The sequence below is a fragment of the Paraglaciecola sp. 25GB23A genome (assembly GCF_040012495.1).
Classification (GTDB): Bacteria; Pseudomonadota; Gammaproteobacteria; order Enterobacterales; family Alteromonadaceae; genus Paraglaciecola.
This window is the reverse complement of the sequence record NZ_JBDYKM010000031.1, coordinates 1-17629: the sequence shown is the minus strand read 5'-3', so window position 1 is coordinate 17629 and position 17629 is coordinate 1. Positions and strand designations below refer to the sequence as shown.

Below are 17629 nucleotides of genomic sequence, written 5' to 3'. Positions count from 1 at the left end.
TCATCGTTTAAAACCTAAACTAACTTATTTTTCATCCACCTAATAAAAAGCCCCGCAAAGTACTCACATTACGGGGCCAAATTTACTAGCTTCTAGCCTTTAGAAGGTAAGTGCTGCAGTCAGTTGAACACGACGTGGATTTTCATGACTACGGTATTCACCCAACGCCGAGCTACTATAGAGTGGTTGAGGGTTATAACCTGTTTGTTTATCAAACACATTAAATACATCTACACGAAGTTGAAAAGCGTATCCATCAGAAATACCAATATTCTGAGTATAGTTCAAATCCAACTGCCAATGGCTTGGGGTTTCGCGGCTACCACGGGGCTCTAAATAGAAGGTACTCGATGATTGCTGTGCCCAAGTGTGACCAGATTGCCAGTATGCTAGATAACCAAGCGTTGCATCCCACGAAAACTCGTAAGCACCGTAACTTTTGAATTGCCAAGTACGATTTGCTCGCAAATTACCGTCAGTGAAGCTACCCCACAACTGTCCGTACCAACTGTCTGCAATGTTCGAAGAACCAATGAAGGTAGCTTGGTCGTTGCTGAAACGAGTCGAACCATCTTGGTCAAAATTACCGTAATAGTGACTCCAAACTAGTGACGAAGTCGAAAAGAAGTTTTCAGACTTGTAGTCGACTTCCATGCTTGCTTCTGCATACTTTGTATAAGCCCCAGCTAGCTGAGCAATGACATATGAACCTTCGCCAATCAGGTTGTTAACCGGCATATACAGTTCTTTAGGTTCTGGCGAGTCAAACTCACAATTATCTGCAGCGGCTACCAAGTCAGGAAACAAATCAGCAAAACCCGCAACACGACCTTGATAGCTTGCACAATCATATACTACACGAGAGTTGTTGTTGGTATCTTCCCAATAGTTCCAAGTGCGACGATAGCGAAGGTGGTTACGAATAGTCCAATTGTCTTCCCACGCCATTTGGTGACCGACAATAAACTCTTGTACCGTTCTTGGATTTAGGCCGGCTGCAAAGAGCTTTCCTGTTGAAGACACATTGGTTTGAGAATTTAGGAAATTACCGCTTTCATCAAAGTAAACTCTTGTAGTACTGCCACCTGTATTACGATCCCAAGAGGCTGCGCGAGCAAGAGAACTTACTGATGGATTGTACCTTGCAAAGCTTACAAATGCTGAAGCGTCTGCGCTATAGTCCCAAGTTGCCGTTAGGCGCGGTTGGAAAGTTTCACTGAAGCCAACTTTTTTCATCACGTAAGACTCACCACGTGCTTCTTCATAGCCTGAGCTAGTGTTAGCACGACGTAATCCTTGACCAATAATCTCATCTTGGCTCAGCAAAAAGCCTACATCAAAGGTAAAATCGTCCCAATAAATGGTGTCGTTTACTGCAATGTTTATAGATTTAGATGCTGAAACGAGCGGGCCCGTTAAGCCGCCTGCATCGAAGCCACGGGTTTGCACCGTTGCTCGATAAGCTGTACCCACTGGAATGGGGTCGCCATCGGGCGCCACAATACCGCCATCGTCAAAGTCCAAGCCGCCCCAATACTCAACTGATCCCCAGCCATTAGATACACGAAACAGCTCTTCAGATCCTTTTTCTTGCTGAATACCAAAATGAAATTCATGTGTCGTATCGCCAAGGTCCATAACGTGATTTAGCGACATTTCAATGGTTTCACCCAAATAAGCGTTATCGTTGATAGTCGAAGCCGCACCTACACCACCAAGTGCTTCACCATTGATACCATAAGCTGCAATAAGGGGGGCTGCGCCAGCATTGTAGGCATCAATTAGGGCTTGTTCGCTAGCATCAGCACCCGTTCTGATTTCAAGGTCTGGGACGCTAAAGAAACCCTGTGACGCTAAATCCGCAAGGCTCAACGAACCACCGGACTGGCCTCTAAAACCTAGATTAGTAATTGGGAACGAACCAGCCGATTGTTTTGTGTCTGCATAAGACATGTTAAACGTAGTAGAATCATTAATGATCCAAGAACCGTCAATTATCAATACTTTAAATTCGTCAACGCCGTCCAATGCCGTAGACGCTTGATCATTAATGCCGATTTCTTGGTTAGTAGTGGTCACTTCAGAACTACGGTAACTAGCATTAATCAAAACATCATCAATTGGCGTCCATGTAAACTTACCGAAGTATTCTTCCCGCTCATTGGTAATATCAGGCAGAGTACCACGAGCGTTGGTGCCACTTTCTTTTGCGTCGTCACGGGTGTAGTAAGAACCATAAAAATAGAGCTGATCTTCAATTAGTGGCCCACCTAGACCCACAGTGATATAGCCGATATCATCCTCTGTACTTAGACCGTCTTCGTCATCTGCTTGCAAAGAACCTTTTTGCAGACGATAAGTGATATTGCCCTTAAATTCATCGGTTCCTGATTTACTTTCAGTATTCAAGGTTACGCCAGCATTTCGATTAAAGCCGACGGCCCTTGCACCGCCGCGCTCGACAGAAACGTGTGCAATGTCGTGGGTTGATGGAGACGAGGCTAAAACACCAAACAAAGGAGTAGAAAGGTTCGCGCCATCCATTTTGTAGCCGTTATCCTGGCCACTTGCACCCGCACTCGGACCACGTACGCTGTCAGAGGTCACTTGAACACCAGGTATTAAACGAAGTAACGAGCTGTATTCGACAGCGGTCGGCAGCACATCTAAGGCGTCGGAATTAAGGGAATTACCCAGTGATGAATTTGTCGAAGTTGTTAATGCTTGACCATAAACAACTATTTTTTCTGCATTGCTAGAACCTAGTTGAAAGTCAAGTGTCTTTCTTTGCTCAAGTAGTACAGCAGTGTTGACAGTTTGTGATTCACTATTAGGTGAACTAAACGTTATCTCGTAATTACCCGGGGGTAAAAGTTGTAGTCGGTAGCTACCATCGGAATTGGATGTTGTTTTTCGTGCTTTAGGCAATACATCACCTTTCGCCTCGATTGATACACCTTCAAGTGGTAAGCCATCTGGTCCTGTGATTTTACCTATAATTTCACCTACCTGCGCAGCATATGCGTTCATTCCTAACAGAAGCAATGCAAACAGTGAAAAAGATCGTAAAGAATATTTCATAATGTTCCCCATAGTAAGGTATGAAAGCTTAATGTTTTTCTGAGAGCCTGATGTAAGCGCCTTTCCATAAAATGTACGTGCTGTGTTGACATGTGTTCCACCTGGTATCTTTTTAATTATATTCCTAGCGGTATACCTACTAATTTCGTTCCGCCTTAACTTTACTGACACTCGCTTTAAGTAGGAGCAACTTCATTTAACAAACAATAACCATAGACGTCAAGAATAATATTTTCCATTTATAATAATTAGTAGTAATAAATTATACATTCATAGGTTCTAAGAATAAGTGAATACATAATTCCATTAACACGGTGAGCTCAGCGCCACTATAGAGTTTGATAGCAAGCAAAAAGCGCGATAAATTCTAATAATCAGTTACAATCAAGCAAAAATTGGGTGTAGAATATTTATTCACAAGCTTATTATTTTTTATAATTATTTATTCTTTAACTAGGGTTTACCATGCGACTGCGTACTCGTTTTTCTTTATCTAGCTTAGTCAATAGGCGACAAGGTAGCAAAACTCTAGGACTTTTGGGCCTACTTTTGCTATTGGTTAGTTGTTCAAACTTGCCACTCTCGTATATGCAATCAAAGAACTATAGTCAACGAATCAAGTTTTTGGTTATGCATTACACCGCTATTGACTATCAAAAGTCCGTTACAGCACTGGTCGATGAAGGCGGTTTGAGCTCACACTACCTGATACCAGAACGCAATGACCCAAGTTATAAAGACGGTGCCTTGAAAGTCATACAACTAGTAGAAGAATCAGGCAGAGCGTGGCATGCAGGCAACAGTTATTGGCAAGGTCGTGAAGACTTAAATGATCAAAGCATCGGCATTGAGATTGTCAATGTGCCCCATTGTATGCGAGATAGCGCAACGTTAGATGGCCCCAAACGCGAAAATGCGCCAGATCGCTTGTGCATATTCCCCGATTACGATCCCAAACAAATAGAATTGCTGATTGCCTTAGCAAAAGACATCCTAAAACGTAATCCTGATATATTACCTACCGCTGTCGTTGGTCACTCTGATATTGCTCCCACCCGTAAGAATGATCCTGGCCCACGTTTTCCGTGGTACCAACTTTATCAGGCTGGTATCGGGGCTTGGTATGATAACGACACCTTACAAAAATATTGGCAGCTATTTAATCAAGCACCCTTGAGCATTGGCCTAATGCAACATGCATTAAACCGTTATGGCTATGGCATCATCGAAACAGGTATAGCGGACGGCGCCACTTTTGATACTTTGTCGGCTTTCCAAATGCATTTTTTGCCTTGGTCGGTTAGTGGCCAACTTGACAGTAAAACCGCGGCAACCTTGTTTGCCTTAATCGAAAAGTATTTCCCTGAACAAATAGAAGGGCTATTACTGCGTTATGCAGCAGAACAACAGCCCATCAAGGCAGCCACTACTATGGGGTTTTATCAGGTAGATGAGTCTTTTCCCAATATAGAGCGCAGTACCCGAGAATGGGTAAATGATCGCACTATATTCAAAGCTTACCAAGGCGAAGGACAGATTATTTTGGACAATGTTGATGCCCAAAGTGCCGATATCTACATCAATGGCCAAAAGCTCAATATCGAAAACGCATTGCAACCTTACCAACGCTATGAGTATAGCCTCGCCCGTCGCACCAAAGAAGGTGAAAATACCTTAAAGATAGAAAACGTCTTGCCCGAAGGCAGCAGCATCAGGGTGATGATCCCTTATCCCACCTTGCTCGATTCTACTGCCCAAAATCAAAGGCGATTTTCAAAAGTAGATGAATTGATCAATAGTGATGTTGCAGCAGGTTTTCCTGGCGCAGTGCTGTTAGTGGTAAAAGATGGAAAAATTATTAAGCGCAGCGCTTATGGCTATGCTCGGAAATATGCTGATGGCGGCCTACCCTTAGACCAGTCCGTGAAAATGCAAGCTAATCAGCTTTTTGATTTAGCCTCCAATACTAAAATGTTCGCCACCAACTTTGCTTTAATGAAACTCGTGTCTGAAGGCAAGATTGATGTCACCCGCCCCCTCAGTGAATATTTACCTGAGTATCAAGGCCAAGGCCGAGAAAGCCGTTTAGTGCGCGACTTATTAACCCATACCGCAGGTTATTCACCACAAGTGCGTTTTTTCACTAAGGATAATGAACTAGGCCCGCGCTTTTTTTCCCAAAATAAAAAGCAAACCGAACATTTGTTACTCAGTCGTGTGCCCTTCGAAATAGGCCGTCAAACTAAGGCTGTCTATAGCGATACAGATTACATGTTGTTAGGTTTATTGGTGGAACGCATAAGCCATATGTCACTTGACCGTTACCTTGAGCAAGAGATTTATCATGCTCTAAATTTATCCAATACCCTGTTTAACCCCTTGCAAAAAGGCTTTTCTAAGCAACAATTTGCTGCCACTGAAATTCAAGGTAATACCCGCGGGGGCACCGTCGATTTCGACAACGTACGTACTTACGTATTGCAAGGTGAAGTGCACGATGAAAAAGCCTTTCATTCCTTTGCAGGTGTTGCTGGACATGCGGGTTTGTTTTCTGACGTGGACGACCTAGCGATACTTGCTCAAACCCTGCTGAACGGCGGTGGATACGGACGGATAAAAGTATTCGATCGTGCAGTATTAGACAAATTTACTAAACCAGAAGAGGGTGATAGTAGTTTTGGTTTAGGCTGGCGCCGCGCTGATCAGGGACAAAGTAAATGGCACTTTGGCCCCTACGCAAGCCCCTATGCTTATGGGCATACCGGCTGGACAGGCACTGTGACTGTGATTGACCCTGCCTATGATTTAGCTATTATTCTGCTCACCAACGCTCGCCACACTGAAATTGTTGAGCGCGAAGATGGCAAGGGCCCTGAATTTAAGGGCAAGCTATTTGAAACAGGTAAATACGGCAGCATTATTAGTTTGGTTTATGAAGCCTTGCTCGAAACCCCATAGGAGGATGTAATGCCAAAGTTTAGCCGATCTTTTTTACTTTTAATCACTTTGGTTAGCATCAACCTGTCTATTCGAGCACAGGAATTTAATCAGCAAAAAGTGCATGACATCATGCAGCACTTTCAAGTACCCGGTGCGGCGATTGGCATCATTAAAAACGGTCAAGTAATAGCAGCACAAGGTTTTGGCGTCAAAACACTCGGTAAAGACGATCCCGTCGATGCCGACAGTATTTTTAAAATTGCCTCTAATACTAAAGCGTTTACTTCTGCCGCTTTAGCCATCTTAGTTGACGAGGGCAAGATAAATTGGAACGGTAAGGTTCAGTCCTACTTAAGTGATTTTAAATTGTATGACCCTTGGGTGAGTCAGCACTTTAACCTGATTGATTTACTCACTCATCGCAGTGGCTTAGGCCTTGGTGCTGGTGATTTAATGCTGTGGCCAGAGCCCTCTAGTTTTAGTCGCCAAGAAGTGCTGCACAATCTACGCTACCTTAAGCCTACGGGTGAGTTTCGTGCTGACTATGCTTACGACAACTTACTCTACATTGTAGCCGGAGAAATCATCCCTGCGGTCACCGGTCAAAGTTGGGAGAACTTTGTTGAACAACGCATTATGCACACCCTCGGCATGACTAACTGTTTTGCCGGTAAAGTCAGTCAAGCCAAGCAGCAAAACGTCGCTACGCCACATGGCATCGTCAATGGCCAATTACAAACCATTATTCGCAGTATCGATTCGACTAAGCCCAGCGTATCTGGCCCAGCTGGCGGCATTCAGTGTAGCTTAAACGACATGCTGCGCTGGGTAAAAGTACAGCTTAGTCAGGGAAAAATCGATGACACTCAACGTTTGTTCAGTGCCCAGCAACACAAGATGATGTGGCAAGCCCAAACCATCATGCCCTTATCGACTGCTAGTAAAAGACGCGATAACAGTCATTTTAGTGCTTATGCGTTGGGCTGGCGGGTGAATGACATGGACGGCACCTTGCAAGTGCATCACACCGGCAGTTTAGCCGGTATGTATTCTTTTGTGAGTTTGTTTCCAGAATTAGATTTAGGTTTTGTGGTACTGACTAATCAGCAGTCTAGTGCGGCACGAAGTGCTCTGATGTATAGCGTAATGAAACCCTATTTAGGCGATACACAAACGGATTGGTTAGCACAATTCAGCCCTAAACCGCGTCCAGTTGACCAGCAAACAGTCAGCACAAAAGGAGGCTCTCAATTCCAGCTTGCCAGTATAAAAACCAAAGGTAACAAAGACTACATCGGGGTTTATGATGATCCGTGGTTAGGGCGTTTTATTATAGAAAATCAAGAGGATGGTGCACTGCAAGTCCACTCAATACGTGTCGAGAAATTGATCGGTAGCTTGTTTGAAGTTGGTAAAGATTCGCTATTGATCCGCTGGCATGACCGCAGCTTAGAAGCTGACGCCATTATCAGCTTTAAACGTGACAGCACAGGCGAGGTTAGCGGCATGAGCATCGCCCCTGAATCGAGCAACATTGATTTTAGTTATGACTTTCAGGATTTAGATTTTACGAAGGTTAAAAACCCCTAAGTCTTATGTGCTTAAAATAGCTTAGCCCCAAATAACCAGTAAAGCGGCTATAGCAATTAGTACAAAACCAAAGGCATCTTTAATTTTTACTTTTTGTTTTAACCAATAGGTGGAAATCAATATGGTAAAAAATATTTCAACCTGCCCCAGCGTTTTAACATAGGGCACATTTTGAATAGACATGGCGCTAAACAAACTAATTGAGCCTAGACAACTGCTGATACTAATTAACAGAGTTAATTTGGGATGCAGCCATAAGGCCTTCAAGGTACTGGGGTCAACCAATATCAAAAATATTAATAATACCAGGGTCTGCAAGCTAATGATCATCAATAGCACCCATGCTGCTCTGTAGGGAAAGGGTAAATCTAATAGTAGACTGGCCTCTCTAACCCATAATGCCGTCAGGGCAAAGGCAGTACCGCAGGCCAGACCCATGACAACAGTAGCTATAGATAAAGAGCGATACCCTTTTGCTGCACTCAACATAAACACGGCAAACCCACCAATTAAAACCCCTAGCCAACCTAATAAAGACAAGGTAGTGCCAAAAAATACGGTAGCTAATACGGCCGCCACTAAGGCTTCACTTTTTGCCAAACCTGCACCAACCGCAAAATTATTCATTTTAAACAATTTAACCATCAAGCTAGTTGCCAGAATTTGTGCACTCGCAGCACCGACAACATACCAGTAATAGCGGGCGGTAAAGGTGGGGATTTCAGTAGGCTCTATGGCATATAATAACCACAAATATAAGGCGGCAATCGGTCCAGCCCAGATAAAACGAGCGAGGGTCACTCCCAGTGTTTTTACTTCTTTCGCCAATTGGCTTTGAAAGGCATTGCGCCAAGCTTGCATAAACACCGCAAACAAAGTTAAGAAAATCCACGTCATGACGGGCCCCACTGCTAAAGTGGCGCTAGTGTAGCCCGAAACGTTAAACCAAGATTGAGTGTTTTATTTAATCTAATAGCTAAAGCAGCTATGGCATTTTAAGTCTCACCTACAATAGTGCACGCACGTCATTGAGCGCCTCGACCGAAAAACCTCGATCGTAGAAATAAATAATTTTGCCTTGCTCATCCAACAGCATCACTCTGGCGTTATTGGGTTTTTGATTACCGGTGAACTGTTGCACTTTTTCACCATCTTCATACACCGTAATAACTCCTTTCCACAGTTCTTTGGGAATACCTGAGCGCATACCGCTATCAATAAAAGTACTAAACATACGGGGGAACATGCCTTGAATAGTAGGAATTTCGTAGGCATTAACCACCGTTTGAGTCATATCTAAACCGATTAACCAGCGGTCGATATCAAACTGAGTATCCTGTTTGTAACCAAACAACAATAAGGTCTTGTTACCCCTAAAATCATCAGGAATAGACACTTTCTCGCCTGCAAGACTTTGCCCAGATACTTGTACCATGGCATCGCCAATGGTCAGTTCACCGGGAAGCTCATAGCTTGAACACCCCATCAAGCCCAAAGTTAAGCATACGGCCACAATAAAATTTTTCATAAATAATCCCCTAGTTCATTGAATGCGTTGCACGCACTGGAGTAAAAGTTAGTTTTCTGTTGCTGTTGCTCGGGGAGCCACACTCGTCGCTCGAAACCCGCAGCACGCGGCTCATAGCTATCTTCCCCTTTCATCTTCGTACTTTAAAATGCACATCCATTTCACCTAAACCTGCATATTTTATCGAAATGTCAGTATTCAGTGGCACATCGATCAAACCGGCATAAGAGCCGGTAATTGCCGCCTGACCAGCTTCAATATCAATACCCTGCTGACGTAAAAACTCTACCAGCCAATACAAAGGTGCTCGTGGCATAATATTGGGGTGTTTACCGGCAAAGTGTTGAATATTTTCAGCATAACTCAGGGTGATATCTATGTGACTTGCCGCTCTAGCCAAATCGGTAGCAACTTGAGGACCCACAAACAAGCCTTGATTAACCAAACCATCGGCGAGTTTATCAAAATGGGTGCACAAATCAGTTTGAGCATAATTAAAATAAATTAATTCCAAGGCCATGTGTGTGCGACCAATAGCAGCATCGATTTCATCTGTCGAATATGCCTCATCGCGCGCAGGTAGACCCTGTGCAAAATAAAACACGAGCTCAGGTTCGATGCGTGCTACGTCATTGTCAGGCCAAACAGCAGTAGGTGGAACGGTATTAATGGTGCTGGTAAAAATAGGCGCCACCACCCATTTGCCGTCTATGGGCTGCAAACACTTCCAAGCTCCCACAGTATCGCCCAGTTGCTCGAACCATAAGCGGCTCACAGCCTGTTGAATTGAAAAAGCACTTTGATTGTCATTAGGTCGACAATCAGCAGGCAATAGATCACCTTTTTGCCCCTTCAAACGTCTTGATATTAAAAGCGACGCGGCCTTTTCAGTAGGAGTTACGCTGTGCATGTTGTTCCTTAAAAGCAGCACAAAGACTAGTACTGCAGTGTGCCACAACAAAAGCGTAAGTCACTACTACACTAAGCTAATATTTTAGCTGGCGATAAATGATAACATTTTACCGACTAACAAGCCCCCGCCAGTACCAATGATATAGCCGAGCATAGCCATTAAAACACCCACTGGGATCAAAGCTTTTGAATAGGATGCTGCCAGGATAGGTGCAGAGGCCACACCACCAATATTCGCTAGTGATGCGACCCCACAAGTGAATAAATCCAGTTTGAGCCATTTCGCCATAAGCACCATGATCAGTGCATGTATCGCTAAAATAACCAAACCTAAAATGATATAAATTGGCGCTTGCGTAAGTTCAGCAAAATTGGCTCGTGAGGCAATCAGAGCAATAATCAGATATAACATCAACATCGATAACTGACTGGCACCGGCAATTTTACCCAAGGGTGTTAAGGCCCCAATTACACCAGCCAAGGTTACAATTAATACCGTCCAAGCCGTGGGAGTGAAATAGCTTGAAGTGGGCAAATTAAGTGCCGCACTTTGCGCCAAGGCTGACATCAGTAGAGCACTGGCTAGTAAAATTAATAGACCACCGACATTAACCGGACGTTGCTCATCTTCGAGTTCGATATTGGCACCAATTTTTTCAAGTATTTGGCTATCCGCTTTTACCCAGCGATTAAAGCGTTTGGCGTGGGGCACTAGGGCCAATAAAAACATAACCCACATGGCGTAGTCGATTGAATCAATCAATAAGGTATAACCCATGCTGGCATCGGGCACATCTAAGGCCAACTGCACGGCCACCATGTTGCCAGTGCCGCCCATCCAACTGCCACTCAAAGCCGCCAAAGTCTTCCACGCCTCCGGTTGCAAGTAACTTTGAAACAGGGCAAAGGCTACAACAAAAGCGATACCAATGCTGACAGCCGCAATAAAAAAGGCTAACAACATTCTGCCACCCAACTGTTTAATTTGACGCAAATCGGCATCAAGCAACATCAAAAAAATCATTGCCGGTAACAGGTTGTTACGCAGCATTTTGTAAGCGTTATTAATTTCTTCGGTTTTTTCCCAAACCCCAAATGTAGAACACAACATCACTACAAAATACAGCGACACAATGGCCGGTAAATATTCAAACAAGCGCCAACGGGTAGTATTTTCTAATACCTTGAGCATCGCGGCGATGACTAACAAGGCGGTAACATAAATAAATGAGGTAGTAATCAACCTGCGGTTCTCCTACTTTACAACTTGGTTGGCAGCAAATAGCTCAAGCATACTTTGGGTCAATAAGGATTGCATTTTTATACCTGCATAATTGACATAAATGTCGCCATCACCAGGTTCTGCTGATTGCGCCGCTAGCGTAAACTCGAGGCCGCCTTGAAAATGAGGCAAACTGACATGAGCCAACACCACGTTTTCACCGGCGCCGCGTGTTTCACTGGGACCCCAACCGATTTTTTGCCAAATACGCCATTGGCCTTGGGTGGCCTCATCTAATACTTTTTTAGGATCGGATGGCAGTTCTCCTGCGATAGCGGTGGCAATGGCATGATGCAACATAGTACTAATACCTTGCAGCATGCCACCATCAACATGCTTGATATCCGAATGGCCCTTACCAAAAAACAATACCTGCACATCTTCACTTTGCAAATATGGTAGGCGGGTGACCGGGTCGCGTTCATGCACAGCCAAACGTTTAAGCCATTCTGCTTGCGCTAGGGTAGTCATGGGTTTATTACCCGTTAAGCCACAATGTTCACAGCGATAACTTTGATAACCCAAGTCATCAATACTTTGTGCTATATAATCTACTCGAAAAAGCTTGTCACCTTGGTGCCACTGACTATCAATAGGTTCGAATACTTTATTGGCATATGCGCCACGAAATCGAATACTGGGGTTACTTAACAATAACCACTGATCGTGAAATAAAGCGGTAAGGTGATCACGCCCTGCTACGTTCATAAAATAGGTAGCAATAGCATTAGAATCACCATCAGCTAGACCAAAAGGTTCATAACTGTGGATGCTAGTAATTAAATCTGCGATAGGAATATTCCCCGCTAAACTTTGTCCACCAAATTCGCCCGCACTTAATTGTCGAACCTTTGCCACCGCAGCAGTAAAAGCAAATATCTTTGACGAGCTCCACGGCTCGTAAAGCTCATTTTCACTGTCTTGGTTAGCTAAATATCGATAGCTCAAAGTCGCGTTAGGTGAAATAGACTCAGCTTTATAATCAATTACCAGAATTCGCCCGAGCGCCTTAGGTGCTGTAAAAAACTGCCCATCTTTGGCAATTCGTTGCTCCCAGCCAGCTCGAAAGTAATCAACCTGCGCTGAACTTAAATAAGAGCTTGTGGACGATGCTAATGGCAAAACGCCACCGATTTGACGAGAACGCATATCCGCAGCTTGAAAAGGTGGCGCATTCATCACTTCAGCATAAAAGTCGACAACTTGCTGTGGTACAGCAGGTTCAAGTGTTGGGCTGGCTTGTTGTGCTTGAATGTTAGTGGCAATAACACTGAGTAACAAGGCAAGTCGTATGACCATAGTTTTGCTCATAAGCTCTCCATATTCATAGTTTAAAAAAATATTGGAATAATTTATTAGTAGACAATTAACTTTGGGCTGAGTCAATATTTAACTAGAAATTTACATATTTCACCCGCGCTGGTAACTCACATACAAGCCAAATAGCTTTACTGTTTAACTGACAAATCACTGCTTTAAACTCAATTTAGTCGGTAGAAAGAGCAGAACAGTGATATAACTATTTTTCAATCCCATCAGGATTAGCTTGTTGAAATAAATATTCCTATGTTAGGCTTTTGTTTGGAATACAATATTGTTCAAGGCGATATAATGGATAACAACTTAACACTTTATGCAGGTATTGACGGCGGTGGCTCTAAATGCAGTGCCATTCTGTTTAATCATAAAGGTGAGTTTGTTGCTCAAGGTATCGCTGGCGCCGCCAATGCAGCCAGAGATTTACCCCTTACATTACACTCAATTGTCAGCTCTATTGAGCTGGCTTTAAAACACACTCAACTGGGTTTAGAATCACTATCGCGTATACATGTTGGTGCGGGCTTGGCAGGAGCTTGTGTACCCAATGTCAACGCCAAATTGCTGAGCTGGAAGCATCCTTTTGCCAGTTTTAAGGTCGCCAGCGATTTAACCACGGCTTGTTATGGAGCCCATGCAGGGAATGATGGCGCCTTATTAATCGTGGGTACTGGATCATCTGCTGCACGCATGCAACAAGGACAGTTAAGCCAATTTGGTGGACATGGTTTTGTCTTAGGTGACAAAGGCAGTGGTGCATGGTTTGGCCGAAAAGCAGTAGCTATAACCTTAGAAGCACTAGATGGTCTTATTGGCTTTAGTCCACTCAATACACACATAATGACCACCCTAGGGGTGAATAGTAGTACTGACCTATTACAAAGTATGATCAGCGCCAGTCCAAGCCAATTTGCGGCATTAGCGCCAGGCATTATCGCCTTGGCAAAGCAAGGTGATAAGATTGCTATAGCACTAATAGAAGAAGGTGTAGCCTACTTAGACAAACTTTGCCGCCGCACTTTACAAGATACTACGCTGTCTTTAGTACTTATGGGGGGCTTAGCACCCTCGCTTGAACCGTGGTTAAGTAGCTTGGTGCGCGAGCGTATCGTCAAAGCGCTCGCGGGGCCAGAATGGGGAGCCATGCAACTGATGCAATCTGAACTGCGCTTGGCATGTTAGTTTTATTTGCGCGCTCGCCTCAAACCGCATCGACCCAGTTAAAGATGAGTAACTACTATGTTTAATTTAGCTCTTTTCAAGTTTAAAGCCAGTCGCTGGCAGCAACGAGTGTTGCAACTGTGGCTAGTACTATACTCACTTGCCTTATGTAGTGCGCTCGCCCACAGCGCCAGCAATATACCTGATGTAAGCCCCCAACAACTCAACGCACAATATTGGCAAGCCAAACCGGTGAGCGATGAGGACAAGCGGATGAAAACCAGCCAAATAAAAGCTTTTAATCAGCACCTTTTTGCCAACAGTGAGCATATGGTTCACCCCTTAGAAACCCAATCTGTTCTAGACAAAATCACTTTGGACAACAAAATAGCCAGTATTAGCAGTGTGCCAAGTAGCGCACGCTTTTATGCCGACGGTACCCCAGTAAATCCTCAACACTTTCAAACTTATCTCGATAATACAAACAGAGACGCCCTTAAAAATATCAATGAAGTACAGTTTGGTTTGGTGGTTAGACGTTCAGCTTTACGCACATTTCCTACCTTAGATCGGGTATTCAACGAGCAAATGGACTTAGATTTAGATCGCTTTCAGGAATCTGCTGTCTTCCCTGGTGAGGCAGTGGCGGTGCTGCATCAAAGCGCCGACCAGCGTTGGTATTTGGTGCAAAACTACAACTACCTCGCTTGGGTGCAGCAAGACGCTATCGCTATTGGTAGTAAACAGCAAATTCAAGAATTTGTTGAGCATCAAGACTTTTTGCTGATCACCGGCTCGAAGGTATTCACTTCTTATGTGCCCTCAGAGCCGAGGGTTTCGCAACTACAGTTGGATATGGGAGTAAAACTGCCTTTGTTGAGTGAGGCCCAACAACAGCCAGAGCTATATGGCCAAAGCACGGCCACCAGCTATGAAGTTGCCTTACCTGTGCGTAATGATGACGGCAGCCTGAGCGTCAAGACTGCTTTAATTGGCCGTACCCAAGATGTCAATGTAGGTTACCTCGCTTACACCTCGCACAACCTTATTGCCCAAGCGTTTAAATTTTTGGGTGAACGCTATGGTTGGGGTCACGACTATAATGGTCGCGATTGCACCGGTTTTGTTGGTGAAATATATAAAACCTTTGGCATCTTTATGCCACGTAATTCAGGTCAACAAGGAGCGGGCGAATATGGCATAAATCATCGTTTTGATGATAAGTCTGAGATCAGCAGTAAACTGGCTGTGATCGAACAATTGCAAGTAGGTGATCTCATCTATATTCCGGGCCACGTTATGCTGTATTTAGGTGAAGAAAATAATCAACCTTTCGTGATCCATGATGTGAAAGGACTGGCGTATTGGACGCCTGATGGCAATTATTACACTGGTGTGCTTAACGCCGTATCAGTAACGCCTTTAATCAAGTTGCAGCTCAATAAAGAAACCACTTATCTCGATAAAATCTATAATATCAAACGCATCACACACAACAGTACAGTAGGACAATAAGTAAGCATGAAAATTACCGCAATTCGCTTTGCTAAAATGGAAGTGCCATTAAAAACACCTTTTAAAACGGCCTTACGTACGGTGCAGAACATTAGTGATTTAGTGGTTATTATTGAGACTGATAGTGGCATATTGGGTTATGGTGCCGCGCCAGCGACTCCAGTAATAACTGGTGATACCCACGGCTCAGTGTTTTATGCAATTGATAAAATTATTGGCCCACAGATCATAGGTAGGCATATTGAAGATCTTAATGTCATTTGCCATACCATCCAACATGCTATGGTGGCTAATAACAGTGCTAAAGCAGCGCTTGAAATTGCTATTTACGATCTTTGGGCTAAGCACTTTAATGCCCCTTTGTACAAATTACTTGGCGGCGGTAATCCACATTTGCGCACAGATGTCACCATCAGCGTTGACCATGTAGATAAAATGTTGGCTGATGCTAATTTAGCCCTGAGTCAGGGTTTTGACATACTCAAAATTAAGATTGGTACCGACATTGAAAATGACATAGCCCGTGTGTGGGCCATCTATCAAGAAATAAACAAACGGGCTAGTTTAAGGCTCGATGTCAATCAAGGATGGAGCGCCAAAGAAACCGTTTATGCCCTGCAAAAACTAGAGCATATGGGCGTTGAATTAGAGCTAATTGAGCAACCGGTTAAAAGCAAGGATATTGAGGGCTTGCGCTACATCAGTCAGCGTATTACTACGCCGATAATGGCCGATGAAAGTGCTTTTTCACCGCTACAGGTTGTTGAACTCATTCGCACCGGTGCTGCCGATATCATCAATATCAAATTAATGAAAAGTGCTGGCTTGAGTCAAGCCATTAAAATTGCTGATTTAGCTGAACTGCATAACATACCTTGTATGATTGGCTGCATGCTTGAAGGCAGTATAAGTGTAGCTGCGGCAGCGCACTTGGCTAGCGCCAAAGCATCAAGTATCAGTCTGATAGATTTAGACGGACCGACATTAGGTCAATATGACCCGGTGGTCGGCGGTGTTAGTTTTGAACACTCACACATTCATCTCGGTCAAGGTCCAGGACTGGGCATTGAAGGAATCACCGGTTTACAGGAGCTAACATGGCCTTTTTAAGCAAACACAACACTGTCAAACTAAGCATAGTTATATTGATGACCCTACTCGCAGCTTGTGCGCAAATATCAAAAAACGACTTACCTTTATTGCAAAGAGTCGATACCAAACAAGTGGTTGTCGTGATTGCCGACAATTGGGAAGCCACCACTGCCACTTTGCAAAAGTTCGAATGGCAAAATGGTAATTGGCAAGAAGTCGATACGGCCTTTCCGGTTAATATTGGTCGTACCGGACTGGCTTGGGGATTGGGTTTACATTCAGCCCAAAAAGGCTATTACAAACAAGAAGGCGACGGTAAAGCGACGGCCGGTGTGTTTGATTTAAGCCAAACCTTTGGTTATTTAGATCAACTTGACACCACCATGCCCTATAATCCGATGACAGCTAGTAACTACTGCATCGACGTAAATGGTTCACCTTTGTACAACCAAATCGTTGATGAAACCATAGTTGGCAAAGAGGCGACCAAAGACTCAAGCGAGCCTATGCGCCGAGATATACACAACAACAATCAAGATATTTATAAAAAAGGCATCATACTAGACCACAACGTTGCCAATATTAGCGACCAAGGCAGTTGTATCTTTTTACACCTTTGGTTTGGCCCCGGGGTACCCACAGCAGGATGCACAGCAATGGCCGAACCCAATATGGACAGATTATTAGCTTGGTTAGATCCCAAAAAGAGCCCACGCTATGTTGCCCTACCACGCGCACAGTATCTAGCCAAACAACAAGCATGGGGCCTGCCCGTCATTAAATAGCAGGCCATGTATTCTGCTATTCGCAGCTGAGCAATGCCGGTCACCGGCTGCTCCTACAACAGACTAACTGCTTTGTTTTACCTCCGTGAACTCTGTGCCCTCTGTGGTGAGATTGCTTTTTTTTGATTTTTGCTCGTATTATTGTGGCATACTAAATCTATACACTTAATGTTCGCAGCTAAAGCAGCTCCTACAACAGAAACCTCCGTGAACTCTGTGCCCTCTGTGGTGAGATCGCTTTTGTTTTGATTTTTGCTCGTATTATTGTGGCATACTAAATCTATACACTTAATGTTCGCAGCTAAAGCAGCTCCTACAACTGACTAACTGCTTTGTTTTCCCTCCGTGAACTCTGTGTCCTTATATGGACTCCCTCAATACTGTCAATCGTTGTTTTAATTAAACTAAGTTAGATGCTTGCTTATA

12 protein-coding genes are annotated in these 17629 nt (G+C 44.0%); 6 read left to right on the top strand and 6 right to left on the bottom strand.

Annotated elements, in window-relative coordinates:
* Nucleotides 1-99: 99 nt before the first annotated feature.
* Nucleotides 100-3081 (bottom strand): TonB-dependent receptor, encoded by a 2982-nt coding sequence (locus ABKW31_RS21130; RefSeq protein ID WP_348618630.1) that lies wholly within the window; start codon nt 3079-3081, stop codon nt 100-102.
* A 465-nt stretch (nt 3082-3546) separates the two neighbouring features.
* Between ABKW31_RS21130 and pbp4b the strand changes: the two genes are divergently transcribed.
* Together pbp4b and ABKW31_RS21120 are read left to right on the top strand one after the other, a co-directional pair.
* Nucleotides 3547-6039: a penicillin binding protein PBP4B gene (gene pbp4b / locus ABKW31_RS21125; RefSeq protein ID WP_348618629.1), complete on the top strand. Its 2493-nt coding sequence runs from the start codon at nt 3547-3549 to the stop codon at nt 6037-6039.
* 9 nt (nt 6040-6048) lie between these two features.
* Nucleotides 6049-7611 carry a serine hydrolase gene (locus ABKW31_RS21120; RefSeq protein WP_348618628.1) on the top strand — a complete coding sequence of 521 codons (1563 nt, stop codon included), beginning with the start codon at nt 6049-6051 and terminating at the stop codon, nt 7609-7611.
* 21 nt (nt 7612-7632) lie between these two features.
* On the opposite strand, the gene ABKW31_RS21115 is transcribed toward ABKW31_RS21120, so the two are convergent.
* The 5 genes from ABKW31_RS21115 to ABKW31_RS21095 form a co-directional block, all read right to left on the bottom strand.
* Complete coding sequence (locus tag ABKW31_RS21115; protein ID WP_348618627.1) at nt 7633-8508, bottom strand: DMT family transporter; 876 nt, start codon at nt 8506-8508, stop codon at nt 7633-7635.
* A 109-nt stretch (nt 8509-8617) separates the two neighbouring features.
* Nucleotides 8618-9139: a hypothetical protein gene (locus ABKW31_RS21110; protein WP_348618625.1), complete on the bottom strand. Its 522-nt coding sequence runs from the start codon at nt 9137-9139 to the stop codon at nt 8618-8620.
* Between the two features lie 130 nt (nt 9140-9269).
* Nucleotides 9270-10049 (bottom strand): hydratase, encoded by a 780-nt coding sequence (locus ABKW31_RS21105; RefSeq protein WP_348618624.1) that lies wholly within the window; start codon nt 10047-10049, stop codon nt 9270-9272.
* 84 nt (nt 10050-10133) lie between these two features.
* Complete coding sequence (locus ABKW31_RS21100; protein ID WP_348618622.1) at nt 10134-11294, bottom strand: DUF819 family protein; 1161 nt, start codon at nt 11292-11294, stop codon at nt 10134-10136.
* Nucleotides 11295-11306: 12 nt separating this feature from the next.
* Nucleotides 11307-12644 carry a hypothetical protein gene (locus ABKW31_RS21095; RefSeq protein WP_348618620.1) on the bottom strand — a complete coding sequence of 446 codons (1338 nt, stop codon included), beginning with the start codon at nt 12642-12644 and terminating at the stop codon, nt 11307-11309.
* A gap of 300 nt (nt 12645-12944) precedes the next feature.
* Here ABKW31_RS21095 and ABKW31_RS21090 point away from each other — a divergent pair, with 300 nt between their 5' ends.
* Genes ABKW31_RS21090 through ABKW31_RS21075 form a run of 4 tightly spaced genes read left to right on the top strand, consistent with a single transcriptional unit; the run spans nt 12945 to nt 17203 of the window.
* A complete protein-coding gene (locus ABKW31_RS21090; protein WP_348618619.1) occupies nt 12945-13832 on the top strand; it encodes a BadF/BadG/BcrA/BcrD ATPase family protein in 888 nt (295 codons plus the stop codon).
* Between the two features lie 57 nt (nt 13833-13889).
* The gene (locus ABKW31_RS21085; RefSeq protein ID WP_348618617.1) at nt 13890-15326 is read left to right on the top strand and encodes an SH3 domain-containing protein; all 1437 of its coding nucleotides are present in this window, start codon (nt 13890-13892) and stop codon (nt 15324-15326) included.
* Between the two features lie 6 nt (nt 15327-15332).
* Entirely contained in the window at nt 15333-16436 is a 1104-nt protein-coding gene (locus tag ABKW31_RS21080; protein ID WP_348618615.1) for a dipeptide epimerase, read from the top strand.
* Nucleotides 16424-17203, top strand: coding sequence for a hypothetical protein (locus ABKW31_RS21075; protein WP_348618613.1), 780 nt, complete (start codon nt 16424-16426; stop codon nt 17201-17203). Before ABKW31_RS21080 ends, ABKW31_RS21075 begins: the two co-directional genes overlap by 13 nt.
* Nucleotides 17204-17629: the final 426 nt, after the last annotated feature.

Coding starts and splice junctions, on each gene's coding strand:
- ABKW31_RS21130 (WP_348618630.1), bottom strand. CDS start 3,081: ATGAAATATTCTTTACGATCTTTTTCACTGTTTGCATTGCTTCTGTTA.
- pbp4b (WP_348618629.1), top strand. CDS start 3,547: ATGCGACTGCGTACTCGTTTTTCTTTATCTAGCTTAGTCAATAGGCGA.
- ABKW31_RS21120 (WP_348618628.1), top strand. CDS start 6,049: ATGCCAAAGTTTAGCCGATCTTTTTTACTTTTAATCACTTTGGTTAGC.
- ABKW31_RS21115 (WP_348618627.1), bottom strand. CDS start 8,508: ATGACGTGGATTTTCTTAACTTTGTTTGCGGTGTTTATGCAAGCTTGG.
- ABKW31_RS21110 (WP_348618625.1), bottom strand. CDS start 9,139: ATGAAAAATTTTATTGTGGCCGTATGCTTAACTTTGGGCTTGATGGGG.
- ABKW31_RS21105 (WP_348618624.1), bottom strand. CDS start 10,049: ATGCACAGCGTAACTCCTACTGAAAAGGCCGCGTCGCTTTTAATATCA.
- ABKW31_RS21095 (WP_348618620.1), bottom strand. CDS start 12,644: ATGAGCAAAACTATGGTCATACGACTTGCCTTGTTACTCAGTGTTATT.
- ABKW31_RS21090 (WP_348618619.1), top strand. CDS start 12,945: ATGGATAACAACTTAACACTTTATGCAGGTATTGACGGCGGTGGCTCT.
- ABKW31_RS21085 (WP_348618617.1), top strand. CDS start 13,890: ATGTTTAATTTAGCTCTTTTCAAGTTTAAAGCCAGTCGCTGGCAGCAA.
- ABKW31_RS21080 (WP_348618615.1), top strand. CDS start 15,333: ATGAAAATTACCGCAATTCGCTTTGCTAAAATGGAAGTGCCATTAAAA.
- ABKW31_RS21075 (WP_348618613.1), top strand. CDS start 16,424: ATGGCCTTTTTAAGCAAACACAACACTGTCAAACTAAGCATAGTTATA.